Origin of the sequence: Acidisoma sp. L85 (genome assembly GCF_009765865.1) — a bacterium.
In the GTDB taxonomy this organism is placed as follows: Bacteria; Pseudomonadota; Alphaproteobacteria; order Acetobacterales; family Acetobacteraceae; genus Acidisoma.
Window position 1 is genome coordinate 16,736 of sequence record NZ_LMUQ01000012.1, and the last position, 22,923, is coordinate 39,658.

At 65.2% G+C, this 22,923-nt stretch carries 22 protein-coding genes; 13 read left to right on the plus strand and 9 right to left on the minus strand.

The annotated features are described in order from the left end of the window. Positions 1–39: 39 nt before the first annotated feature. Positions 40–444, plus strand: coding sequence for a GFA family protein (locus GSQ83_RS01545; RefSeq protein ID WP_158800958.1), 405 nt, complete (start codon positions 40–42; stop codon positions 442–444). Beyond that, positions 441–1,694 (plus strand): sodium:proton antiporter, encoded by a 1,254-nt coding sequence (locus tag GSQ83_RS01550; RefSeq protein WP_158800959.1) that lies wholly within the window; start codon positions 441–443, stop codon positions 1,692–1,694. Before GSQ83_RS01545 ends, GSQ83_RS01550 begins: the two co-directional genes overlap by 4 nt. 24 nt (positions 1,695–1,718) lie before the next feature. Here GSQ83_RS01550 and GSQ83_RS01555 read toward each other — a convergent pair whose 3' ends face one another. Next, positions 1,719–2,243, minus strand: coding sequence for a DedA family protein (locus GSQ83_RS01555; RefSeq protein WP_216849869.1), 525 nt, complete (start codon positions 2,241–2,243; stop codon positions 1,719–1,721). Positions 2,244–2,328: 85 nt separating this feature from the next. After that, a complete protein-coding gene (locus GSQ83_RS01560) occupies positions 2,329–3,258 on the minus strand; it encodes a ferritin-like domain-containing protein (RefSeq protein ID WP_158800960.1) in 930 nt (309 codons plus the stop codon). 107 nt (positions 3,259–3,365) lie between these two features. Between GSQ83_RS01560 and tam the strand changes: the two genes are divergently transcribed. Next, entirely contained in the window at positions 3,366–4,139 is a 774-nt protein-coding gene (gene tam, locus GSQ83_RS01565; RefSeq protein WP_158800961.1) for a trans-aconitate 2-methyltransferase, read from the plus strand. 37 nt (positions 4,140–4,176) lie between these two features. On the opposite strand, the gene GSQ83_RS01570 is transcribed toward tam, so the two are convergent. From GSQ83_RS01570 to hemC, 4 genes are all read right to left on the minus strand, one after another. Continuing rightward, positions 4,177–5,523, minus strand: a complete 1,347-nt coding sequence (locus tag GSQ83_RS01570) for a heme biosynthesis HemY N-terminal domain-containing protein (RefSeq protein WP_158800962.1) — start codon at positions 5,521–5,523, stop codon at positions 4,177–4,179. Continuing rightward, a complete protein-coding gene (locus tag GSQ83_RS01575; RefSeq protein ID WP_158800963.1) occupies positions 5,523–6,611 on the minus strand; it encodes a COG4223 family protein in 1,089 nt (362 codons plus the stop codon). Before GSQ83_RS01575 ends, GSQ83_RS01570 begins: the two co-directional genes overlap by 1 nt. 193 nt (positions 6,612–6,804) lie before the next feature. Then, a complete protein-coding gene (locus GSQ83_RS01580; protein ID WP_158800964.1) occupies positions 6,805–7,503 on the minus strand; it encodes a uroporphyrinogen-III synthase in 699 nt (232 codons plus the stop codon). A gap of 31 nt (positions 7,504–7,534) precedes the next feature. Then, positions 7,535–8,536: a hydroxymethylbilane synthase gene (gene hemC / locus GSQ83_RS01585; protein ID WP_254065444.1), complete on the minus strand. Its 1,002-nt coding sequence runs from the start codon at positions 8,534–8,536 to the stop codon at positions 7,535–7,537. Between the two features lie 22 nt (positions 8,537–8,558). Here hemC and tsaD point away from each other — a divergent pair, with 22 nt between their 5' ends. Beyond that, positions 8,559–9,656 carry a tRNA (adenosine(37)-N6)-threonylcarbamoyltransferase complex transferase subunit TsaD gene (gene tsaD / locus GSQ83_RS01590; protein ID WP_158800966.1) on the plus strand — a complete coding sequence of 366 codons (1,098 nt, stop codon included), beginning with the start codon at positions 8,559–8,561 and terminating at the stop codon, positions 9,654–9,656. 102 nt (positions 9,657–9,758) lie between these two features. Further along, entirely contained in the window at positions 9,759–10,634 is an 876-nt protein-coding gene (locus GSQ83_RS01595) for a hypothetical protein (protein WP_254065445.1), read from the plus strand. Between the two features lie 103 nt (positions 10,635–10,737). On the opposite strand, the gene GSQ83_RS01600 is transcribed toward GSQ83_RS01595, so the two are convergent. Further along, entirely contained in the window at positions 10,738–11,895 is a 1,158-nt protein-coding gene (locus GSQ83_RS01600) for an ABC transporter ATP-binding protein (protein ID WP_158800967.1), read from the minus strand. 256 nt (positions 11,896–12,151) lie between these two features. On the opposite strand from GSQ83_RS01600, the gene GSQ83_RS01605 reads away from it, so the two are divergent. Beyond that, entirely contained in the window at positions 12,152–13,288 is a 1,137-nt protein-coding gene (locus GSQ83_RS01605) for an oxidoreductase (protein WP_158800968.1), read from the plus strand. Positions 13,289–13,309: 21 nt separating this feature from the next. On the opposite strand, the gene GSQ83_RS01610 is transcribed toward GSQ83_RS01605, so the two are convergent. Then, a complete protein-coding gene (locus GSQ83_RS01610; RefSeq protein ID WP_158800969.1) occupies positions 13,310–13,645 on the minus strand; it encodes a helix-turn-helix domain-containing protein in 336 nt (111 codons plus the stop codon). A gap of 650 nt (positions 13,646–14,295) precedes the next feature. Between GSQ83_RS01610 and GSQ83_RS01615 the strand changes: the two genes are divergently transcribed. Further along, complete coding sequence (locus GSQ83_RS01615) at positions 14,296–14,811, plus strand: glycine zipper family protein (RefSeq protein ID WP_254065446.1); 516 nt, start codon at positions 14,296–14,298, stop codon at positions 14,809–14,811. Between the two features lie 76 nt (positions 14,812–14,887). On the opposite strand, the gene hydA is transcribed toward GSQ83_RS01615, so the two are convergent. Next, positions 14,888–16,342 carry a dihydropyrimidinase gene (gene hydA, locus GSQ83_RS01620; RefSeq protein ID WP_158800970.1) on the minus strand — a complete coding sequence of 485 codons (1,455 nt, stop codon included), beginning with the start codon at positions 16,340–16,342 and terminating at the stop codon, positions 14,888–14,890. 144 nt (positions 16,343–16,486) lie between these two features. On the opposite strand from hydA, the gene GSQ83_RS01625 reads away from it, so the two are divergent. From GSQ83_RS01625 to GSQ83_RS01650, 6 genes are all read left to right on the plus strand, one after another. Then, positions 16,487–17,857 (plus strand): NAD(P)-dependent oxidoreductase, encoded by a 1,371-nt coding sequence (locus GSQ83_RS01625; RefSeq protein ID WP_158800971.1) that lies wholly within the window; start codon positions 16,487–16,489, stop codon positions 17,855–17,857. Further along, complete coding sequence (gene preA, locus GSQ83_RS01630) at positions 17,850–19,136, plus strand: NAD-dependent dihydropyrimidine dehydrogenase subunit PreA (RefSeq protein WP_158800972.1); 1,287 nt, start codon at positions 17,850–17,852, stop codon at positions 19,134–19,136. Before GSQ83_RS01625 ends, preA begins: the two co-directional genes overlap by 8 nt. Continuing rightward, on the plus strand, positions 19,133–20,401 hold the full coding sequence (locus GSQ83_RS01635) for a Zn-dependent hydrolase (RefSeq protein WP_158800973.1): 1,269 nt from the start codon (positions 19,133–19,135) through the stop codon (positions 20,399–20,401). The genes preA and GSQ83_RS01635 overlap by 4 nt, the downstream gene beginning before the upstream one ends. Positions 20,402–20,496: 95 nt before the next feature. Further along, positions 20,497–21,213, plus strand: a complete 717-nt coding sequence (locus GSQ83_RS01640; protein WP_158801091.1) for an ABC transporter ATP-binding protein — start codon at positions 20,497–20,499, stop codon at positions 21,211–21,213. Positions 21,214–21,255: 42 nt separating this feature from the next. Continuing rightward, positions 21,256–22,068 (plus strand): ABC transporter permease, encoded by an 813-nt coding sequence (locus GSQ83_RS01645; RefSeq protein ID WP_158800974.1) that lies wholly within the window; start codon positions 21,256–21,258, stop codon positions 22,066–22,068. After that, positions 22,065–22,907, plus strand: a complete 843-nt coding sequence (locus GSQ83_RS01650; RefSeq protein WP_254065447.1) for an ABC transporter permease — start codon at positions 22,065–22,067, stop codon at positions 22,905–22,907. The genes GSQ83_RS01645 and GSQ83_RS01650 overlap by 4 nt, the downstream gene beginning before the upstream one ends. Positions 22,908–22,923: the final 16 nt, after the last annotated feature.

A 22,923-nucleotide genomic window follows, 5' to 3' on the forward strand; every position in this document is an offset into this window, starting at 1 on the left:
CGCTTCTAAAACCCGCCCATCCCGTCTAACCTTCCGCCCATGACACTCCTCACAGGCGGTTGCCTCTGCGGCGCGATCCGCTACGAGGCGGAAGGCGATCCGTTCCACGAGACCCTGTGCCATTGCGAGACCTGCCGCCGTGCGACGGGCGCTCCAGCGGTCGCCTGGCTGACGATGCCGCGCGCCAGTTTTCGTTTCACCAGCGGCACGCCCACGACGTTCGCATCATCTGATGAGGGGCGCCGCAGGTTTTGTCCCGCCTGCGGCACCGCGCTGACCTTCGAGAGCAGCGATTATCCGGACGAGACCGACCTCACCGCCGCAAGCCTCGACCACCCTGCCCTCGCCCCGCCGCGAGATCACACCTGGTCGAACAGCGCCCTGGAATGGTTCTGGACGCTGCATCGCCTGCCGCAACGAGAGAAAGCGCCACCTGATCTATGAGCGGCTTCTCCTTCGTCGCGGTCCTCCTGTCCCTCGCGGCGATCTTCGGCTTCATCAACAACCGCTTCCTGCGTCTTCCCGCCTCAACCGGCGTCCTGGTCATCGCGCTGATCGTCTCCATCCTGTTGCTCGCGGTCGATCCGCTGGTGACCGGCCACCCGCTCGGCGAGACCGCGCGGCAGGTGCTCGGAACCATGGACTTGCCGGGCGCGCTGATGAACGGTGCCCTCGCCTTCCTGCTTTTCGCGGGCGCGCTTCATGTCGATATCCAGGAGCTGTGGAGCCGGAAATGGACGGTCGGCCTGCTCGCGACGACCGGCGTTGTTCTGGCCGTGTCGATCCTGGGCGGCACGATGTGGCTCGTCTTCCGTCTCGTGGGTCATCCGATCCCGTTCATCTGGTGCCTAGTGTTGGGATCAATCCTGGCGCCAACCGATCCGGTTTCAGTCGTGGGCTTGCTCAAGCGCCTCGGCCTGCCGACGGGGCTGCGAACGATCTTTGCCGGCGAATCACTCTTCAACGATGGCGTCGGCGTCGTCGTCTTCGGCGCGCTTTTGGGTATCGCGACCGGCGGGACCGGGATGTTCTCGGGCGCCAGCATCGCGACGACCTTCCTGACCGAGGCGATCGGCGGCTCCCTTTTGGGCTTCGTCACCGGCTGGGTTGCGCTCTGGATGATGCGGCGACTGGATGATGTGGATCTCGAACTCCTGATCTCGCTGGCGCTGGCGACCGGCACCTATAGCCTCGCCCATGCGCTTCATCTGTCGGGACCGATCGCCGTCGTCGTAGCCGGGCTCGCGATGGGCAGCGACCATGGCCGTAACGCGATGAGCGAGGCGACACATCGCCACGTCATGAAGTTTTGGGGGCTTATCGATGAGTTGCTCAACACGCTGCTGTTCCTGCTGATCGGCGTGGAGATCGTCGCGGTGCCTTTGGGCTGGTCCGCGCTCGGAGCCGCCGCACTCGCGATACCCCTCGCCCTTGCCGCGCGCGCCATCAGCATCTTCGTGCCGAGCCAGGTGTTTCGGCTGAAGGAAACCGCGTCTTTCGGGCCGATGGCCTTGCTGACCTGGGGCGGATTGCGCGGCGGTATATCGGTGGCGCTTGCCCTCAACCTGCCGGAGGGCGAAGTGAAGTCGGTGCTGTTGCCGGTTTGCTATGCGGTCGTGATCTTCAGTGTCGTGGTGCAGGGCCTGACAATGCCGGCCGTGGTTCGCCGCGTGCTTCCCGATCTACCGCGCTGACGCTAGCGACGGGGCGACGGCAAGCTACGGCAGCACCTGCTCGATCCACTTCACGCCCCAGCTGCCAGGCGCCAGAAGCGCTGCCGACCACAGGACGCCCGACAGGATATTGGCGGCCTGGAAAGGCCAGAACCTCATATGCGCGATCCCCGCCGCAAGCGGCACCGTGGCGCGTAGCGGCCCGAGGAACCTGCCGACAAACACACCGCCGGTTCCCCAGCGTGCGAAGAAATCCTCAGCCCGGGGCAACAGTCGCGGGTACCGATTGAGCGGCCATAGGCGCAAAACGCCCTCGCCCCACCGCCCGCCAATCCAGAAGGAGAACCAGTCGCCGAGCACAGCGCCCGCTGCGGCACCAGCCCAAACCGGCATGAAGTCGAGCGCCCCGGCGCCAATGAGCGCGCCGGCCCCGAACAGGATGGCGGAGGACGGCAAGACCAGAGAGATAACCGCCAGTGATTCCCCGAAGGCCAGCAGGAACGCGAGAGGCATCGCCCAGGATTCATGCTCCCGGATGAAGTTCAGCGCCTCGTGGATCACGCCTGTCACGGCGTAGTCCTGACCAACGGTCCGATGAAGCGGAGAAGTTGTGCCTTCACTATTGCGGCTGACCTGGACCTGGGGCGCCGAGAACTCAGGCCGCGACGGCTGTCGCCGCCGGGCGCGGACGACGCATAAAGAGGCGAGCGAACCGAACCATATTTGGCATTGTCGTGGGGCGAAGCAGGCGGCGATCGTAGCCCGCGAAGCGCCGGTCGTTTTCGGCGAGGCAGATATCCATGAGTTCGGCGATGCTGACATCCGCGTTGCTGACGGCCGCGCTGCCGGTCACGGTGAAATTGTTGTCCTGCGCCTTCTTGCCGTCATCCAGGCCGCGCGCCAGCCCGATGCGCTCGTAGCCAAGGAAGATCCACACGGCGGCAACCCGAAGCTCGAACCACGGGCGGCGCCAGAAGGGCATGTTGCGGCGATGCCAGGCCGCCCAGTTCTGGAATAGGAGGATATGCCTCGCCTCCTCCTGGATCACCGGCTCGAAGGTGTCGACCAATTCGGGCGGGAAGTAGCCGGAGCGCTTGGCGAGCTCGAACAGGCCGAAGGCGAAGAAGCTATCGATGCACTCGCTGTAGCCGGTGACCATATAGGCCCATTCCGGGTCCTTCGGCTCAATATACTCGGGCTCGGGCTCAAGCTTGATGCCGTAGGCCTCGACGAGGTTGGAGAGCACCTCCTTGTGGCGCCCCTCCTCCCAGCCGTTCAGCGCGACGGTTTTGTTCATATCCGGATCGAGACAGGACCGCGCATAGGAAAGCATTCTCAGGCGCGCCTTGCCCTCAGTCTGTACCGCGATGTCCCAGATCGGCAGATTGATGATACGGTTGCGTGTTTCATCATCGAGCTTGGGCCAATCGATGACCGAGGGCTTGTACGGGTTGAAGGTCTCGTGGAACATGCGGCAGACGGCGGCCTTATGCGCCTCGCTCCCGAGCGGCAAGCTGGCATCCTCGGCGATCCAGTGCCGAGCGGCGCGGTCGGCGGCCTCTACGGTTGCGGCATCGGGCGGCATGGAGGAACTTTCGCATCTGTCAGGTCAAGGCTTGCTGATCTGTGGAGCGACAGGCTTGGCCGGTCAAGATACAGCGACGTGACCGAGCGATGCGAAGGACGAACCAGATGGCTGATTGGGATGCCGCGCTTTACCGGCAATTCGAGGACGAACGGACGCGCCCCGCGGCGGATCTGCTGCGGCGCGTGCCGCTCGACGCGCCAAACTCGGTCGTGGACCTCGGTTGCGGCCCCGGCAATTCCACGGAATTGCTGCGGGCACGATTCCCTCGTGCGGATATGCTCGGCGTCGATACCAGCGAGGACATGCTGGCGAGTGCGCGGTCTCGCCTGCCCGGCGTGCGATTCGAGAAAGCCGATATCGCCGGCTGGCAGCCCGCGGCGCCACCTGATCTCTTGTACGCCAATGCCTCGCTGCAATGGGTGCCGGATCATGAGCGCCTGCTGCCCCGGCTCGTCGGAACGCTCGCGCCCGGCGGCGTTCTCGCGGTTCAGATGCCCGACAACCTCGGAGAGTCGACGCATAGGCTGATGCGGGAAATCGCGGCTGATGGTCCTTGGGTCGGCTTGCTTACAGAGGCGGCGGCGAGACGGCAGCCGCTGCCCGCGATCCCGGCGCTTTATGATCTGCTGGCGCCGCACGCGGTGAACATCGACATCTGGCGGACCGCCTATCAGCACCCTCTCGCCTCGCCGCGCGCCATCGTCGATTGGGTGCGCGGCACCGGCCTCAGGCCGTTCCTCGATCCATTGCCTGAACCGCTGCGAGCGGATTTCCTCGCGCAGTATGAGGTTCGCCTCGCCGAGGCCTATCCGACGCGTGCGGATGGCCGAGTGCTGCTGGCGTTCCCACGCCTTTTCCTGGTGGCGCAACGCGGCTGAGTCTGCGGCGTCGGCCGCGCGCCGCCCACGAGGAGGTTCAGCGTCGCGAGCCGGGCGCCGCCACGTCTCCGGAGACGGCCGTTCGGTCAATGAGGGCGACCTGCGACGCGTTTTCACCGCGCCTCGGTGCAACCCAGTCGACCCGGCCCAACACGCCGCAGGCCGGACAAGCCGGGTGCCAGACCGCATGATCGGTACCGCAAGCCGTGCAATGCCAGCGAGGATCGGGCTGTGCCGCCGGGATCCGCCGCAGCGCCGTGCGAAGCGCGGCACCCTCCGCCTCACCCGTGCCGGCGAGTGGACCCTCCGACGCAGCCTCCTCGATGTCCGCCTTGAGCAGCCAGACCCGCCGCTGATCGAGGCCGCCTGCAAGAGCAAGATCGGCTTGGCGCCGCGCCTCGCCCACGAGCTTCGCGGCCAGAGCCGCGCGGGCCAGCATCAGGTGAGTCTCCGGATGAGCCGGCTTCGCGCCAGCGAGCTGCTCGGCGCGCTTCATGCGTACGATCGGATCTGTCTCGGTATCGAGGTAGAACTCGGCAAGTTCGGGATGCGGCGCGGCGGTCCAGGCTGTCACCACCACCTTGTCCGAGCGCCGTTCCTCGCGCGCCAGGCGCAGCCGCCGGGCATAGGCGAGCGCCGCCGGGGTCAGGGACGAATCCGCGTTGAAGGCATCCTTGGCGAGGCGCAGCGCCTCGATGGGATCGGTCGCGGCCTCCGCTGCCGCAGTCGCCATGACGGCGCGGGGCGCTTCTGGCCCGGTCAGTGTCAGCGCCTCGGCCCAACTGCCGGTGCGCAAAGCGAGGCGAGCGCGTTCCGCGCGCAGCCAGGGGGCGCCGGGATGCGCCACCTCGGCCCGGCGTGCGAGGTCGGCGGCGAGCGGCCAGTCCTGCTGATCGATCGCCTGCCGGAGCAGCCCGCGATAGCCAAGGAAGGCCGAATCCTGCTGTTCGGTGAGGGTGCGAAACTCGGCCTCCGCCTCCTCCGGCCGTCCGGCGAGGCGATTGGCTTCGGCGGAAACCAGTCGCGCGAGCGGGGCCTGGGGCAATAGCCGGCGAGCCCGGTCCGATTCGCGCAAGGCGGTACGCGGGTCGGCGGCGGCAATTGCCACCATGGCGCGGGTGATGGCGCGATCGCCCTGGCGCTGCTGCCGCTCATGGCGGCCACGGCCGAAGCGGCTTGGGACGCTGAAGATCAGGCCGATCAGGCGCAGCACGAGATAGACGACGATGATCGTCACCAGCAGCGCCAGGATCGCAAGCGGCAGCGAGAGCGAGATGGTCAGCGTGCCAACCGTCGCGACCAAGGTTCCTGGGATGGCGCCGATCGCGAAGGCGATCGCCAGCAGGATCGCGGCGAGGATCAGGAAGCCGAGAACGCGGCGCATCAGCCGCCCGCCATCTGCGCCAGGGCCGCTTGTGCATCGATCAGCGACTGCGCCTGCGCGACCCAACCCGCCATGGCAGCGGCGGCCGGTGCCGGCAACTGCTTCAGGGTGGCGACCGCGCCCGAGATGTCTCCGGCATCGACAAGGCGACCTGCGTGGGCGAGCACGCCTGCGGCGGGATCACCGACCAACACCTGATCGCCGCGCCGCACGACGACGAGATCCGAAACGCGCAGCCAGACGCGGTCCCAGAAGCGGGCTTGCGCGGGGGCTGGGCTCGCCAGTTCACCGGCTTTGCGTGCTGCATCCGTATAGCTGAGCCGCAGCGATGCGGCGGTTGGCGACGCCGTGGTGGCGAAGCGCGCGAGGGCCGGAGGCGCGTTTTGCAGCGTCCCAAGAGGCTGCCCCAGGCGGAGCTTGTCCCCGACCGCCACGAGTTCCGCGAGGCGGTCGGTTTTCGCCGCGAGCTTCGGCAGGGCGTCTTTCGCTTGCGCGAGCACGTCGGTCTGGCTCGTCAGCGTGGCGAGTTGTTTCTGCACGGTCTCCGCTTGCGTGTTCATCGCTTGCGCTTGCTGGCGCGTCGTCTCGCTGTCCTGCGACTGACGCTGGGCGAGCGCGTCGAGACGGGCCGCGAGCGTCGCGACTTCTGTTGCAGACGGTGCAGCGTTCGACTGCTGCGCGGTCTGGCTGCTCAGGCGATCCAGACGCGCGGCCAGGGACGCAAGCTGTTTTTGCAGATCGGCAGTCGCAGCATCCGGAGCCGCGGAGGGAGCCAAGGGAGCCAAGGGAGCCGGCGGAGCTGAAGGAGCCGCAGCGGCCGAGCTGTTCGGCGTTACGGGCGTCGGCGCGGCGGAGAAGGCCGAAAGTTGATCGGCCGTGTGGTGAGCGAACGTCTCGACGCTCGCGATCTGCGTCTTCATGCCGGCGACCTCGCTTTGCAGTGCGGTGAGCGCGGGTTGAAGATCGGGCGCAGCCGGCGCCGGCGCTGCCGCGGCCGGCTGCGGTGGCGGCTGCAGATAAAGCTGGGCCACAGCCGCGCCCAGCACCACGACACCGAGCAGCGCAATGACCGCCAGAACAGTCGCCACGCGGGCGCCCCGCCTGCTCCGCCTGTCCTCGGCTGCGGCAGCAGCATAGGGCGGCGAAGATGCCGCCTCCGAGGAGGCCGTCGCAGCAGAAGCCGACGCGCCGTAGGGTGGGACGGACGAAGCCGGCGGGACAGTGTCCGCATGAGACGCGGGCGGTTCTGCCGCCGTGGGCGGGACGGCTGGAGGCTGGTCGTCACTCATGAAGCAGGGCCAATACCGCAGTTTCCGTCGGCTTCATTGCCACACGGATGTCACCCCAGGGCAAGTCCCCCACCGCGAGGGCAACCCCATTGCTTATCGCGGCAAGGTGGAGCCGGGAGAAACGCGTGGCCGAAGGGATTACCAGGCGCCGAAAGCAGTTGGCGGTCTCAGCCGAAAAAAACAGTACCCAGCCGTCGGATTCTTCGGCCAGGAAGGCGCTCGCGGCCTCCGGTAGACGGGCAACCGGCTCGGCCGCGTAGACGGAGCGAAGCAGAACGGTGAAGCCCTGGGCAGCAAGTGCCTCCGCCAGCCGCTGACCTTGACCTGTGCCGACAGCCAGCAGCAGCGGGGCACCCGCCGGATCGAGGTCACGGCGCGCGAGATCCGCGAGGTCGATCGCATTGCCGTCCGCGCTCCAAACCCGCGAAAAGCCTTGGCGTCTCGCGCGTTCGGCCGTTGCGTCGCCAACGGCGAGGAGCGGCAATGCGGTATGGCACGCGGCAAGTGGCGGCAGGGCGTGGCCGCTGGTAACGAGCACTGCCTGAACCTCCGTCGCGGGCGGCAGGTTCGGCGCGGCAACCGGCCGAATGTCGAGAAACGGGGCAACGACCGGCGCGAAACCCAGCGCGGACAGGCGTTCGGCGGTGATCGAGGCGCCCGGCTGCGTCCTCGTGACAAGAACGGGCGTCATCGCATTCTCGCGAAAGCGGCGGCCGCGAGGCTCAATCGAGAAAGATGTCGACGGGCGAATCCGCCCGCAGCTCATCGCCGAGCGTCCGGCCCAAGGCCTCCGCTTCCCGCGCCGAACCCTGAATCTCACGCTTGAGCAGGAAAGAACCGTCTTCCCGTGCCACAAGCCCGGTGAGAATAAGATGGCCATCCGGGAGCAGGCGCGCGTAACCGCCGATCGGGGTGCGGCAGGAACCGTCCAGCGCGGCGAGTAATCCGCGCTCGGCCGAGGACACCGCGCGCGCCTCCGGATCCTCGATCGCCGCCAATAACTCTCTGAGTTCCGTATCATCTTCCCGAACGGTGACGCCGACGATCCCCTGTCCGGCCGCAGGCACCATGATGGCGGGTGAGATCACCGCATCGGCCTCTCGCTCCAAACCCAGCCGGCGGAGGCCCGCGAGAGCAAGCAGGCTGCCGTCGAACTCGCCGGCCCGGACACGGCCAAGGCGCGTCTGCACATTGCCGCGAATGGTGCGGACGACGAGATCCGGCCGTTCGTGCAGAAGCTGCGCCTGGCGCCGCACCGAGGCCGAGCCAACCACGGCATGCGGCGGCAAGGACGAAAACGGCGCATCCGGGTCGGGCTTCTCGACGCCAGGCCTCAGGATCATGACGTCGCGGGCATCTTCCCGCTTCAGCGTGCAGGCGAGCACGATGCCGGGCGGCAGATCGGTTTCGAGATCCTTAAGGCTATGCACGGCGAAATCGACACGCCGATCCGCCAGGGCCTCGTGGATTTCTTTCGAGAACAGTCCTTTGCCGCCAATGTCTGTAAGGCGACGATCCTGAATGCGGTCGCCCGATGTGGTGATCACATGCTCGTCGAAGACACTCATGGAATCCAGCACCGGGCAGAAGCGGGAAAGCTGGGTCAGGAAGGCGCGGGTTTGCACCAAGGCCAGCGGCGACCCGCGTGTGCCGACGCGCAGCGGCAACGGCCGCGCATGGGGCTTCACCCGCGGTTCGTGCGACAAGATCTCCGAGGACTTCATCGACGGGTGATTATAGCTTGCCATGACGGAAGAAAAGACCGCGCCGACGCTGATCGGAGCATGGAAGCGCGAAGGGCTCGCTGGTCCAATTCTTGGCATCGAAACTTCCTGCGACGAGACTGCTGTCGCGATCCTCGATCAGGACGGACGGATCCTTGCGGAACGGGTGCTCAGCCAGTTCGCGGAACACGCCCCCTTCGGCGGGGTGGTACCGGAGATCGCGGCGCGTGCCCATCTCGTTCATCTGCCCGCCATGGTCCGGGATGTGATGGCCGAAGCTGGGCTCGGCATGGCGGATCTCTCCACGGTTGCGGCGACCAGCGGTCCGGGCCTGATCGGCGGGCTATTGGTCGGCGCGGGGTTCGGCAAGGGCCTCGCCCTGGCGTCTGGGATTCCTTTCCTAGCGATCAACCATCTCGAAGGCCACGCATTGACGGCCAGGCTTCCGGGGCTGGTCCCGGATGGCGCGCCTTTTCCCTATTTGCTGCTGCTGCTCTCCGGCGGTCACTGCCAATGTGTGGCGGTTGAAGGTGTCGGGCGATACCGGCGCCTCGGCGGCACGATCGACGATGCGGTCGGGGAAGCCTTCGACAAGGTCGGGAAACTGCTCGGCTTGCCGCTACCCGGCGGCCCGGCCATCGAGCGCCTGGCGGCGCACGGCGATGCCCGCCGCTTCCCTCTGCCGCGCCCGTTGCTCGGCAAGCCGGGCTGCGATTTCAGCTTCTCCGGTCTCAAGACGGCCGTGGCGCAGCTCGTCAGCCGACAACCGGCGGGCGCGCTGGACGAGACGGTCGCCGCCGGCATCGCCGCGAGCTTCCAGGCTGCCGTTGCCGAGATCCTGGCCGATCGTGCGGCTCACGCTCTGGCCGTGATGCCGGAGGCGACGCGGTTGGTGGTGGCGGGCGGTGTTGCCGCCAATCAGGCATTGCGCGCGGCTCTGAACGTGGTCGCCGAGAAACACGGCGTGCCGCTGATCGCACCACCGCTGCGCTACTGCACCGACAATGCCGTGATGATCGCCTGGGCGGCCTGCGAGCGACTCCACGCCGGATTAGCGAGGGACGGCATCGATCACCGCCCCCTTCCGCGCTGGCCCTTGGAAAATTTGAGAGCGGCCTAAATAACTCCGTATTTTCTGCGCATTACGTGTAAGACATGATATTGTCGATTAGATAGCATTCTACTCATTTTATCTTAAATCGGGCTCGTTATTGGGGTCACCATGCTGCGCACCGCTACTCGCCTCGCGGGCCCGTTTGGTCTTGTCGTCATGCTCTCGGTGAATACGGGCGTCTTCGCACGGCCTGCTGGGCCCTTGCCTGACACCGCAGCCAAGCCCCTTAACGAAGCGGCCATCGCGGCCGAGGCCGCCGCAATTCGCTCGGCTTTGGCTCTAGTGGCGCCGAACGGACCCCACATGACCGCGGCTCGACAGGCGACGATGATCGCCTTGGGCAAGCGCATGGTGCTGGCGGGCAACCTCTTCTTCCTCCGCCCGCAGCTCCTGCTTCTAGTCGATCGCGCCGCGGCCACGCAGATCATGGCCGTAACCTTGGTTACGCCGGATGGGCTCTGGCAGATCCTCGGCACCAGCCATGTCTCGACCGGCAAGCCGGGACGCAAGGAACACTACAAGACCCCCGTCGGCGTGCTGCTGAACAATGGCGCCGAACTCGGCTACAGGGCACAGGGCACGTACAACCAGAACCACATCCGCGGCCTCGGCGTGAAGGGTATGCGGGTCTGGGATTTCGGCTGGCGAACCACTGATGATTGGCGATACGCGAAATCGACGATCGAGATCCGGGTCGAGATGCATGCGACCGACCCCGCCATTCTCGCCCACCGTATCGGTCGGCCGGATTCCGAGGGCTGCATCCGGGTTTCGGCGGCGCTCAACAAATTCCTCGATCGCCGCGGGATCATCGACGCGGATCTTCGGGCCTTCGCTGTGCGGGATATCAGCTACCGCGCCCTGCTGCCGGCGCATGCCGACCCGACACCGCTAGCGGGCGACGCCGTTGTGGTCATCGACAGTTCCGAACCCTGGCTCCGCCCCCATCCACCTGCGCCGCCGGCGGTCGCCATGGGGGATTAGAGTTTGAGCGGCGTCAGCTTTGAGCGGGATGCCTCGCACGCCCCCGTCTCACCCACTCGGAGCATCCCGACTGGATGAGACCGATCAAGACGCTGGCGGAAGACTAGACCACCTTGTCCGTCGCCGGATCGATAAGGTGCATGTTGTTCATATCGACCGACAGTGTCAGCTTTCCGCCCGGAGGGGCGGTAACGTCCGGGTCGATGCGGGCGCAGAGCGGCGGCGCCACATCGCCCGCGCCGTCCTTGCCTACTTCGCCCAAAGCGCCCGGAGCGCCACCGGCGAGGTAGAAGTAGATCACCGTCTCCATGCCCATCGGCTCGGTAATGTCGATATCAACATCGAGCGGAGCGAAGCCGGGGCGATTGTCGCCCGGAAGGACCGCCATATGCTCGGGCCGGATGCCCAGGATCATGTCCTTGCCCTGGAACGGCATATAGCGCGCGGTACGCTCCGCCGGCACCGGCAGTGACACGCCGTTCGTCAGCTTGACCACAAGCTTTTCGCCTTCCTTGGCCAGCCGGCACGGAATGAAATTCATTCCCGGGCTGCCGATGAAGCCGGCCACGAACTTCGTCTGCGGGTGGTGATAGAGCTCCTGCGGCGGCCCGACCTGCTCGATCAGCCCCTGGTTCATGACGACGACCCGATCGGCCAGGGTCATGGCCTCGACCTGGTCATGGGTCACATAAACCGTGGTGGTGCGGACGGTGTTGTGGACCTTCTTGATCTCGGTCCGCATCTGCACGCGCAGCTTGGCGTCCAGGTTCGACAGAGGCTCGTCGAAGAGGAAGACCTTCGGGTTGCGCACGATGGCCCGGCCCATCGCCACGCGCTGACGCTGGCCACCCGACAGGGCGCGCGGCTTGCGGTTGAGCAGCGGGGTAAGATGGAGGATGCGGGCCGCATCATCGACGCGCCGCTTGATGTCTTCCTTGGGGAACTTCCGCAGCTTCAGGCCGAAGGCCATGTTGTCGAACACGCTCATATGCGGGTAGAGCGCGTAGTTCTGGAACACCATGGCGATGTCCCGGTCCCGCGGGGGGACGTCGTTGACAACGCGGCCGCCGATGTCGATCTCGCCCGAGGAGATGTCCTCAAGACCCGCGATCATCCGCAGGGTCGTGGACTTGCCGCAGCCGGAGGGGCCGACCAGCACGACGAATTCGCCATCCGCGATCTCGAGGTCGATGCCCTTCACGGCCAAGGCGTCGCTGTTCTCGTAGTTCTTCTTTAAGGTTCTGATCGAGACCTGGGCCATTCGTTTCCTCTTTCCCTGCCGGCGACGTTACGCCAGCGGACACCAACCGGCAGCCGCTGGCAAGACTTTAACCCAATTTCAATTGGGAAGAAGATTCCTTTCATAGCCTTCTCCATAGAGACGATAAAATGCTTGGCTGAGAGATTTGCTGCGACCCCGATCGGAGCGCGCTTTTCTAGCCACCGGCTCGGCCTTCGGAACCGTCTCCGGGGCCAGGACCCGAGATGCCTAGCGACGACAGAGTCAGGAGCTATCGATGGCCGAACAGATCCGCGTCGCCCTCATCGGCTATGGCTATGCCGGGCGCACCATCCACGCGCCACTCATCGGAAGCGTGGAGGGGCTGGAACTGGCTGTCATCGGCTCGCGGCAGCCCGAGGACGAGCTTCGCGCGCGGCTCCCTGGCGTCCGCCCCGTCGCCGACCCCCTCAAGGCGGCCACCGACCCAGATGTGGATCTGGTCGTCATCGCCACCCCGAACCAGAGCCACGCCCCGCTGGCCGAGGCGGCTCTGCGGGCGGGGAAGCATGTCGTCATCGACAAGCCCTTTACGGTGACGCTGGAGGAGGCGCGGCGGCTTGCCAAGCTGGCGAGTGAGACCGGGTGCCTGCTTTCGGTGTTCCAGAATCGTCGATGGGACAGCGACTTCCTGACCGTTGCCGGGGCCATCCGCGATGGCCGGCTTGGCGAGATAGCGCATGTCGAGTCTCGCATCGACCGCTTCCGGCCGGAGGTAAAGGATCGCTGGCGGGAAAGCCGCCAGCCCGGTGGCGGCCTATGGTGGGACCTCGGGCCGCATCTAGCCGACCAGGCGCTGCATCTGTTTGGCTTGCCGGAGCACGTGACGGCCCATATCGCGCTGCAACGCGTGGGTGCCAAGGCGGATGACTGGTTCCAGATCATGCTGACCTATCCCAAGCTGCATGTGATTCTGGGCGCGGGCATGCTGGCTTCCGGCGGGACGCAGCGCTTCACCTTGCACGGTTCGCGAGCCAGCCTGGTCAAGCGCGACGTCGATGTGCAGGAGAACCAGTTGCGCGCCGGCATGGTCCCTCGCGACCTCGATTGGGGCATCGACCTCGACGCCGCGACGCTCTTCGATGGTGCCACCGGGGAAACGGAGCTGGTCACCGCCATCGATGGTGACTATTGCCGCTTCTATGACGCCGTCCGAGACGCTCTGACGGAAGGCACGGCCAATCCCGTTTCCCCCGCCGAGGGCGTGGCGACGATGGCGATACTGGAAGCGGCTCAGGCCTCGGCACGGGAGGGCCGCAGCCTGCCGCCGCCCCTCCTCCCGGAGGAGGTCGCAGACTTCGAGACAGGCCGGGCAAACAGTCTCGCAGTGAGTGCCATGACTGCGCGCGACGCGGCGGCATCCGCTATCTTCTGATGCCGCCGCGACCGCTCCGGCCTAGATCGGCGTTTCCAGCGCCGCCTTTCGCGCGAAATCCCGCCCACGGGACGAGGCGAAGATCAGGTCGAGGCCGCCGCGATCCCGCTCAATAACCCGCACCAGGAGCGCGCACGACACCATGCGCGCTACCGCTCGTGCAACGACGGAGGGTGTCAGGTTGAGCTCCAATGCAAGCTGGCTACCGGTCAATCCCTGTGTCGACGAACTGCAAATCAAGAGGATCGCAATCTGACGCAGCGAGAGGTCAGCTGAATAGGCCTTCCGCATGTTTCTGATCTGTGTACAAAAAACCAGACCAGAATCTGAACATAAAATCCCCTCGCGTGTCGCCACTATATCCTCCGCAATTGACGGCACAGAACGTGCTCTTTTGAATGTGCAGCTAAACCACGACAAAATGATATCGAAATGACATTTAAATTCAAAAAATTGTCCTGAGCGGAGGGGCTCCAAGCAAGTTTCGGTATCGGAACTTATAGGAAATTTACAGTGGCGGTCAAGAAAGTAATTTACCTGAAACAGATTCGTTACGTTTCGTTTAACAAAATGTGCGTCGCTCACATCGAGTGCTGCCTCGTCCGCGCCCGACGCGACTCCGCGGTCCTTCTTGCCTCGGCGACCGGCGCAAGGCGCGCCTCAACCCGTTGCGAAGTGGCGAGGCCATAATTGGTTTTGCCCTGGCGTCATTTGCATAATTTCAGTCACGGACAGCAGATTTTCACGGCCGCCCGCAACCAAACGTTACGCCTCAGGTTCGTCTCTATTCTACAACAAACTTGTGAAATCGATACTTGGCCCGCCGGTGGAGATCGGCGCCACCCGTCCAGCGGCGGCGGCTCGACATCAGAGGGCGTGCGCGGCGGGCGTGACCGAGGGAACCCGGCGCAACGCGCGCCGGCAACCCCTGCGTGCGACATTCTTCGAGACGGACCGTATAACCTTGTGTTTAAAGGGCTCTACAGACGCGTTCTGAGGGAAAAGTGATGAGACGTCCAATCGCCGCAATGGCCGCCTTGACCGCGACAGGGGTTGCCCTCCTGCTCGCCGGCTGCGCGAGCACGCCTTTGGGTCCCACGGTGCAGATCGTGCCCGCGAAGGACAAGCCGTTCCAGCAATTCGCGACGGAGCAGGCCTACTGCAAGAACTACGCCGCAGGCCAGGTTCAGGGCGAGGCGGAGCACGCCAATACGATCGGTGCCGGCACCGCCGTGGTGGGCACGCTGCTCGGGGCTGGGTTAGGCGCGGCGGTCGGCGGCGGCAGCGGTGCGGCGATCGGCGCTGCCAGCGGTGCGGCCGTAGGCACCGGGCTCGGAGCAGGCAATTCTGCGAGCCAGCAGGGCGGCATCCAGGGCCAGTATGACAACGCCTATGCGCAGTGCATGGTGTCCTATGGCAACCAGGTCGTCGTGCCGCAGATCCTGGTGCAGCCTGCGCCGTATGTCGTGCAGCCTGCCCCTTACTACGCCCCGGCGCCCGCCCCCTACTATCAGGGCTATTGAGCCGACGTCCGCAGCGGCGCGGATCCGTGTCTCCCAGCCGTATTGCGGCGAGGAAGGCAGGGACGCGTCGCCGATTTTACCCACGGCGGACCGCTTCCGGCGCCGTCTCCCGGTTGCGCGTCGCGATTGCCTTGATGAACGGGGCGAAGCAGGGCCGGTCGATGTAGCGCCCCGCACCGCGCTCGGCCCGCAATTCGCCATTCGTATAGACCAGCCGCCCGGCGGCGAGCGTATGCCGGGCGGCGCCCTGAACCTCCATCCCCTCGTAGACGTTGAAATCGACGTTCTGGTGATGGGTGCGGGCGGAGATGGTGCGGCGCGCCGCCGGATCCCACACCACGAGATCGGCATCCGCCCCTAAAGCCACCGCACCCTTGCGCGGGAAGATGTTGAAGATCTGCGCCGTTGCGGTCGAAGTAATCCGCACAAAATCCGACGGCGTGAGACGCCCGCTCCCTACGCCATGATGCCACAGCACGCTCATCCGGTCCTCGATCCCGCCGGTGCCATTGGGGATCAGAGTGAAGTCATCCCGTCCGGCGGCCTTCTGGGGCGCGCAGAAGCAGCAATGGTCCGTCGCCGTGGTCTGCAAGCCGCCGGAGGAAAGTGCACCCCATAGCGCTGTCTGGTGGTGTCTGGGACGGAAGGGCGGGCTCATCACATGGGCGGCGGCCGTGGCGAAATCCGGATCACGATAGACGCTCTCATCGATCACCAGATGCTGAGCGAGAACCTCGCCATAGACGCGATGGCCCGCCGCGCGAGCGCGGGCGATGGCGGCGGTCGCCTCCGCCGTCGAGACATGCACGATATAGAGTGGCGCGCCAACGACCTGCGCCAATGAGATCGCGCGTTCCGCCGCCTCGCCTTCGAGCGCCGGAGGCCGCGACAGCGCGTGGCCCTCGGGGCCGGTGATACCCTCCGCCAGCAGCCGGCGCTGCAGGTGGTACACCGCATCACCATTCTCGGCATGAACACTGCAAATAGCGCCAAGTTCGAGCGCGCGCGAAAAGCTGTTCAGCAGCACGCCATCATCGACCATGATTGCGCCCTTATACGCCATGAAATGCTTGAAGCTGTTCACGCCATGGTTGCGCGTGAGTTCGCCCATCTCCTCCCGCACGCGATCCGACCACGAGGTGACGGCGACGTGAAAGCTGTAGTCCGCCGCTGCCTTTTCCGCCCAGCCGCGCCAGGTGCGGTAAGCGTCGAGCGGGCTGTCCTGCGGTCCGGGAATTACGAAATCGATGATCATCGTGGTGCCGCCTGCAAGGCCCGCGGCTGTGCCGGAAAAGAAATCCTCCGTCGCGACCGTGCCCATGAAGGGCAACTCCATATGAGTATGCGGATCGATACCGCCCGGCATCACCAAGGCGTCGCCCGCATCGACGATCTGCGCGTCGGTCGGCACATCAAGATCGGCACCGATCGCCACGATCTGTCCCGCAGTGCAATAAACATCCGCCCGGTAGCTGCGCTCGGCAGTGACGACCGTGCCGCCCCGAATGACTATTCCGCTGTCTGAACTCATGGCTCGCTGCCCTTTCTCGGTCACGCCGGACGCTTGTCACGAGGTCAATCCACTTGTGCCTGACCAGTGCCGCAGATATAGGCAAGCTGAACACCTGCTCAGGATCGGGTCAAGCTTGTATCCAGGTTACAGCGAGGTAGACGCATGAGCGAGGCGATTGACGAGGCACCAAGTGCCGATTTCGCCCCCTCCCCCTTGTCTCGCGAGGCGCTGGCCCATGCCTTCGCCGACCTCCACCCCCCCCTCTCCCATGACGCCGCCAAAGTCGAGGCGGAACGTTGCTATTTCTGCCACGATGCCCCTTGCGTGACGGCCTGCCCGACCGCGATCGACATCCCAGGCTTCATCCGGGGTATCGTCACCGGAAATATGACTGGGGCTGGCCAGCGCATCCTCGACGCGAATATTCTCGGTGGAACTTGCGCGCGTGTTTGCCCGACGGAAATTCTTTGCGAGGGTGCCTGTGTGCGCACGGCGCAGCAGGGCAAGCCAGTCGAAATTGGTGCGCTGCAGCGGGTCGCCACCGATCACGTTTTCGCGCAGGCGGCGCATCCATTTACGCGCCCCGCCGAGACAGGCCGGCACGTTGCCGTGGTGGGCGCCGGACCCGCCGGTCTTTCCTGCGCGCATGCCTTGGCGCGCCAGGGCCACGACGTCACAATTTTCGAGAGCCGGCCGAAGCCCGGTGGCCTCAACGAATTCGGGATCGCCGCCTATAAGATGGCCGATGACTTCGCCGCCCGCGAGGTTGAATTCGTGCTCGACATTGGCGGAATCACGATCGTCAACGAGCGGACACTCGGACGCGACCTGCATTTGTCGCAACTGCGTGTGGAATATGATGCGGTTTTTCTCGGCATCGGACAGGCGGGCGTAAAATCACTCGCGCTGGAGGCCGAGAGCTTGCCCGGCATTATGAACGCCGTGGATTTCATCGCGGCGCTTCGTCAGTCCGGCGATTTCGCGACTGTGCCGGTGGGGCGCCGTGTCGTGGTGATCGGCGGCGGCAATACCGCGATCGACGCGGCGACCCAGGCGAAACGTCTCGGCGCCGAGGTCGTCACACTAGTCTATCGTCGCGGCCGCGCGGAGATGTCGGCGACGACGGCGGAACAGGATTGGGCGCAAACCAACAACGTCGCTTTCCGCTTCTGGGCCGCGCCGGTTGGCTTCGAGGGCGAAGATCACGTGCAGCGCGTGACGTTTGCGCGGATGGCGCCCTCGGTAGGCGGCGGCTTGCAACCGACGGGCGCGCAGTTCAGCCTGGAGGCCGATATGGTTCTAAAGGCCGTGGGACAGAACTTCCAGCAGGAGTTTCACGACATCGCGCCAGACATCAATTCCGGGCGCATCGTCATCGACCCCGTCAAGCGGCAAACCTCCATTCCGGGTGTTTTCGCTGGCGGAGATTGCGTCGAAGGCCATGATTTGACGGTGCAAGCGGTCGAGGACGGCAAGCGTGCGGCGCGTGGGATTGCTGCATTCCTCGCCGAGGGAGTGACCGACCGTGGCTGATCTTCGCACCAACTTCGCCGGCATCCGCTCGCCCAATCCTTTCTGGCTCGCCTCCGCCCCGCCGACCGACAAAGCCTATAACGTGGTGCGCGCATTTCGCGCGGGCTGGGGCGGCGTAGTTTGGAAGACGCTGGGCGAAGATCCGCCGGTCGTGAATGTGAGCAGCCGTTATGGCGGCGTATCTTACAATGGCCAGAGGCTGGCTGGGATGAACAATATCGAACTCATCACCGACCGGCCGCTCGAACTGAATTTGCAGGAGATCAAGGAGGTCAAGCGCGACTGGCCGGATCGCGCGCTGATCGTGAGTCTCATGGTGCCCTGCGAGGAAGACAGCTGGAAAGCGATACTCGCTCGTGTCGAGGATACCGGTGCCGACGGACTCGAACTGAATTTCGGCTGTCCGCATGGCATGTCGGAGCGCGGCATGGGCGCGGCGGTCGGGCAGGTTCCCGAATACGTCGAGATGGTCACGCGCTGGTGCAAGCAATACTCGCGCTTGCCGGTGATCGTGAAACTCACACCGAATATCAGCGACATTCTGCAACCGGCGCGCGCCGCGAAGCGCGGTGGCGCGGATGCCGTATCGCTCATCAACACGGTGCAATCGATCGTCTCGGTCGATCTCGACCTCATGGCGCCGACGCCGGTGGTGGACGGCCTCGGCACCCATGGCGGCTATTGCGGACCAGCGGTCAAGCCGATCGCGTTGCGGATGGTGGGCGATATCGCCCGCGACGGGGAAACCGCCGGGTTGCCGATCTCCGGCATCGGCGGCGTCTCCACCTGGCGCGACGCGGCGGAATTCATCGCGTTGGGCGCCGGTTCCGTCCAGGTCTGCACCGCCGCGATGCATCACGGCTTTCGCATCATTGACGATATGGTCGATGGTTTGTCGAATTGGATGGACGAGAAAGGTTACGAGGACCTGCGCGCCTTCCAGGGTCGCGCGATTCCGAATTACGTGCATTGGCAAGACCTAAATCTCGACTGGCGTACCGTCGCGCATATCGATCCCGACCTCTGCATCGGTTGTGGGCTGTGTCATATCGCCTGCGAGGATACCGCGCATCAGGCCATCGCCGCTTATGCCAAGGGCACCAACCGCGCCTATGAGGTGATCGACGCGGAATGCGTCGGTTGCAACCTGTGCCATCACATCTGCCCCGTCGAAGGCTGCATCACGATGGTTCCGGAATATAGCGACCGGCCGAAACTCACCTGGACGAACCATCCGAGCAATCCGATGCGCGCCAAGCCGGAAGTCGCCTCGGTATGACCAGTGTAGGCGCCGGTAATCTTCGCATCGATGCCGACCGGCTCTGGGCCAGCATCATGGAAACGGCGGCGATCGGCGCCACCGAAAAGGGTGGCATCAAGCGGCTGACGCTGACCGATCTGGATCGCGAGGTGCGGAACTGGTTCGTCGCCCGCTGCGAGAACGCCGGCTGCAGCGTCAGCATCGACACGCTTGGGAATATCAGCGCACGGCGCCCAGGGCGGGACAATAGCCTGCCGCCCATCGCCATGGGGAGTCATCTCGATACCCAGCCGACCGGCGGCAAATTCGATGGCGTCATCGGTGTGCTGTCGGGTCTGGAAGTGCTGCGCAGCCTCAATGATGCGGGTGTCGAGACGAATGCGCCGCTCGAGGTCATCAACTGGACCAACGAGGAAGGCTCTCGCTTCGCCCCCGCCATGCTGTCTTCCGGTGTTTTCGCGGGTGCCTTCACGCCGGACTACGCCTATGACCGCGAGGATCGCGAGGGCAAGCGTTTCGGCGATGAACTTATCCGCATCGGCTACAAGGGCGACGAACCCTGCGGCGCCCGTAAACTCGGCGCCTTCTTCGAGCTGCATATCGAGCAAGGTCCCATACTGGAGGCCGAGGAACGCACGATCGGAATCGTCACCGGCGTGCAGGGCATGCGCTGGTATGAGGTGACGGTGACGGGCATGGATTGCCACGCGGGCAGCACGCCGATGCATCTGCGCCAGGATGCGCTGGTCGCGACTGCGCGCATGATCGCGGCGGTGCAATCGGTCGGGCTCGCTCATGCGCCTGATGCTGTGGCGACCGTCGGCCTGATCGAGGCTCGTCCGAATAGCCGCAACGTTATTCCGGGCGAAGTGTTCTTCTCGATCGACCTGCGCCACCCGCAGGATACCGTGGTCGCGGCGATGGAAGCCGACCTCCGGCATGCCCTGGACGAAACAGTCGCCGGCACCCGCATCACCTTTACCTTCGACCGCATCTGGGATTCGCCCGCGGTGCATTTCGACGAAGCCTGCGTATCCTCGGTCGCCGCCGCGTCGGAGGCGCTCGGCTATTCCTCGCGCCGCATCACTTCCGGCGCTGGACATGACGCGGCCTATATCGCGCGGGTCGCACCAACCACGATGATCTTCGTGCCGTGTGAAAAAGGCATCAGCCACAACGAGCTGGAAAAGGCGGAGCCCGGGGACGTCGCGGCGGGCGCCAACGTCCTGCTTGCGGCCGTGCTCGACACCGATGCGCGGCTCTACGGGCCACGCGATCGGTGAGCGAGGCCGAACTCGCCGCCCGCTCTCCGCCGCCGCAATCCGCCCCTGCCGCGCCTGTCGTCGTCGCGCGGGACCTCTCGATCGACTTCGGCAGCATGGTCGCGCTGTCGGATGTTTCCCTGAGTTTCACGCATGGCGACTTCGTGTCGCTGATTGGCCCTTCGGGCTGTGGCAAAACCACGCTGCTGCGTGCCGTCGCCGATCTCGTGCCGCCGAGCCGCGGCAGTCTGATGGTCAACGGCATGACTCCCGGCGATGCGCGACGCGCCCGCAGCTACGGCTACGTGTTCCAGGCGCCGGCCCTCTACCCTTGGCGCAGCGTCGAGCGGAACGTGATGCTGCCTCTGGAAATCATGGGCCTGCCGAAAGCCGAGCAACGCCGCCGGGCCGCGCATTACCTGGGCCTCGTCGGTCTTGGCGATTTCGCGCGGAAGTTTCCCTGGCAGCTTTCCGGCGGCATGCAGCAACGCGCCTCCATCGCACGGGCACTCAGCTTCGAGCCCGCGCTACTGCTGATGGATGAGCCTTTTGGTGCGCTGGATGAAATCACGCGCGACGGCTTGAACCTGCACTTGCACGAACTTTGGCGCCGCTCCGGCCTCACCTGCGTTTTCGTGACGCATTCCATTCCCGAGGCGGTTTTTCTGTCCACGCGCATCGTCGTGATGTCGCCGCGCCCCGGCCGCGTTATCGAGATCATCGAAAGCGACCTTCCCGCCGAGCGCGATCTCGACATGCGCGAGAGCGCGGAATTCTTGCGCGTCGCTCACCGGGTGCGGGAGGCGTTGAGGGCGGGACATTCCTATGACTAGTTCAGCAAAAGCTCTCACCCCCGGCGGCAGCGGCCGAAACTCATGACGCGTGAGCAGAGCGGCCTGCGACGCGCAGTCGACACGGCCTTTCCCGTATTCGTTGTCGCTGTCGCGGCCGTTGTGCTTTGGTACGCGATCTCCGCCATCATCGGCACCGCGCTGCTGCCACGGCCGGACCAGGTCGCGGCCACATTGGGAACCAGCGTTTTCGGCTGGCCGGTCACCTCGCCGCGCAATCTGCTCTATCACGCAGGTGTAACCGCAGAGGCGGCGCTCGTCGGACTTGCCTTCGCGATTGTGCTGGGTGTCGCGATCGCTGTCGGCATCGTGCATTTCCGCGTGCTCGACCGTTCGCTGATGCCGTGGGTCATCGCTAGCCAGACCATCCCGATCCTCGCGATCGCGCCTATGGTTGTTGTGGTGCTTGGAAACCTTGGTTTGAGCGGACTACCACCGAAAGCCGCGATCTCCGGCTATCTCGCCTTCTTCCCCATCGTTGTCGGCATGGTCACAGGGCTGCGCGCGCCGGACAGCATTCAGTTCGACCTCATGCGCACCTATTCAGCCTCGGGCCAGCAGGTCTTCGCCAAGCTCCGCCTCCCCGCCTCCGTCGCTTTCCTGTTCCCCGCACTGCGCGTTTCCGTGGCACTCTCCGTCATGGGCGCGATTGTCGCGGAATTGCCGACGGGCGCGCAAGCGGGCCTTGGCGCGCGGCTGCTGGCCGGAAGCTACTACGGTCAGACGCTCATGATCTGGGCGACGTTGGTGATGGCGGCTCTGCTTTCGGCGAGCCTTCTTGGTGTGACGGCGCTAGCCGAAGCCGGATTGCGCGCCTGGCGAGGCGGACGGCTGTGACGATCGCACTCGTCAGCCTTCTCCTCACGATCGCGGCACTCTGGGCGATGGCCCGGCTATCGCGATCCGACACACGCACCGCCCGGCTAGCGACACCGGCGATTTTCGGACTGTTGCTGATCTGGCTTTGGCAAGCCGCCGTCATGGGCTTCCATATTCCACGCATCCTCTTGCCCGCGCCGACGGAAGTCGTCTCTGCCTTGTTTTCGCACACCGCGATGTTGCGGCGCGATTTCGTGCAGACCTTCGTGCGTTCCGTCATTCCCGGCTACGTGATCGGCTGTGGCTTCGGCTTTTTGGCGGCGCTCGCGATCGACCGCTCGGCTTTCCTCAAGCGCGGATTGCTGCCGCTTGGCGGTCTTATCAGCGCGATGCCCATTGTCGGTGTCGCGCCCATTGCGGTGATGTGGTTCGGCTTCGGCTGGCAGTCCAAAGCCGCTGTTGTCGTCGCCATGACAATCTTTCCGATGCTGGTGAACACCACGGCCGGCCTCGCCGAAAGCGGCGCGCTGGAGCGCGACCTCATGACGAGCTACGCGGCCGGCTACTGGCTGACACTCCTGAAACTGCGGTTGCCGGCGGCGCTGCCGCATATCTTTACCGCACTCAAGTTGAATTCGACGTTGGCGCTGATCGGCGCCGTCGTCGCGGAGTTCTTCGGTTCGCCGGTTTTCGGCATGGGATTCCGCATCTCCACCGCCGCCGCCAGCCTCAACCTCGATGTCGTCTGGGCCACCATCACCATCGCCGCGCTGACCGGTTCGCTATCCTTCGCGCTACTCGCGCTGGCCGAGCGGGCGGTCACGTTCTGGCACCCGTCCTTCCGCAACCCAAGCTGAGTTCAAGGAGATCGTT

Excerpts from the sequence above, each read along its gene's own strand:
- GSQ83_RS01625 (WP_158800971.1), top strand. The coding sequence starts at position 16,487 with ATGAGCGAGGCGATTGACGAGGCACCAAGTGCCGATTTCGCCCCCTCC.
- GSQ83_RS01550 (WP_158800959.1), top strand. The coding sequence starts at position 441 with ATGAGCGGCTTCTCCTTCGTCGCGGTCCTCCTGTCCCTCGCGGCGATC.
- hydA (WP_158800970.1), bottom strand. The coding sequence starts at position 16,342 with ATGAGTTCAGACAGCGGAATAGTCATTCGGGGCGGCACGGTCGTCACT.
- GSQ83_RS01560 (WP_158800960.1), bottom strand. The coding sequence starts at position 3,258 with ATGCCGCCCGATGCCGCAACCGTAGAGGCCGCCGACCGCGCCGCTCGG.
- GSQ83_RS01645 (WP_158800974.1), top strand. The coding sequence starts at position 21,256 with ATGACGCGTGAGCAGAGCGGCCTGCGACGCGCAGTCGACACGGCCTTT.
- GSQ83_RS01600 (WP_158800967.1), bottom strand. The coding sequence starts at position 11,895 with ATGGCCCAGGTCTCGATCAGAACCTTAAAGAAGAACTACGAGAACAGC.
- GSQ83_RS01570 (WP_158800962.1), bottom strand. The coding sequence starts at position 5,523 with ATGCGCCGCGTTCTCGGCTTCCTGATCCTCGCCGCGATCCTGCTGGCG.
- GSQ83_RS01580 (WP_158800964.1), bottom strand. The coding sequence starts at position 7,503 with ATGACGCCCGTTCTTGTCACGAGGACGCAGCCGGGCGCCTCGATCACC.
- tam (WP_158800961.1), top strand. The coding sequence starts at position 3,366 with ATGGCTGATTGGGATGCCGCGCTTTACCGGCAATTCGAGGACGAACGG.
- hemC (WP_254065444.1), bottom strand. The coding sequence starts at position 8,536 with ATGAAGTCCTCGGAGATCTTGTCGCACGAACCGCGGGTGAAGCCCCAT.
- GSQ83_RS01615 (WP_254065446.1), top strand. The coding sequence starts at position 14,296 with ATGAGACGTCCAATCGCCGCAATGGCCGCCTTGACCGCGACAGGGGTT.
- tsaD (WP_158800966.1), top strand. The coding sequence starts at position 8,559 with ATGACGGAAGAAAAGACCGCGCCGACGCTGATCGGAGCATGGAAGCGC.
- GSQ83_RS01595 (WP_254065445.1), top strand. The coding sequence starts at position 9,759 with ATGCTGCGCACCGCTACTCGCCTCGCGGGCCCGTTTGGTCTTGTCGTC.
- GSQ83_RS01635 (WP_158800973.1), top strand. The coding sequence starts at position 19,133 with ATGACCAGTGTAGGCGCCGGTAATCTTCGCATCGATGCCGACCGGCTC.
- GSQ83_RS01605 (WP_158800968.1), top strand. The coding sequence starts at position 12,152 with ATGGCCGAACAGATCCGCGTCGCCCTCATCGGCTATGGCTATGCCGGG.
- GSQ83_RS01640 (WP_158801091.1), top strand. The coding sequence starts at position 20,497 with ATGGTCGCGCTGTCGGATGTTTCCCTGAGTTTCACGCATGGCGACTTC.
- GSQ83_RS01545 (WP_158800958.1), top strand. The coding sequence starts at position 40 with ATGACACTCCTCACAGGCGGTTGCCTCTGCGGCGCGATCCGCTACGAG.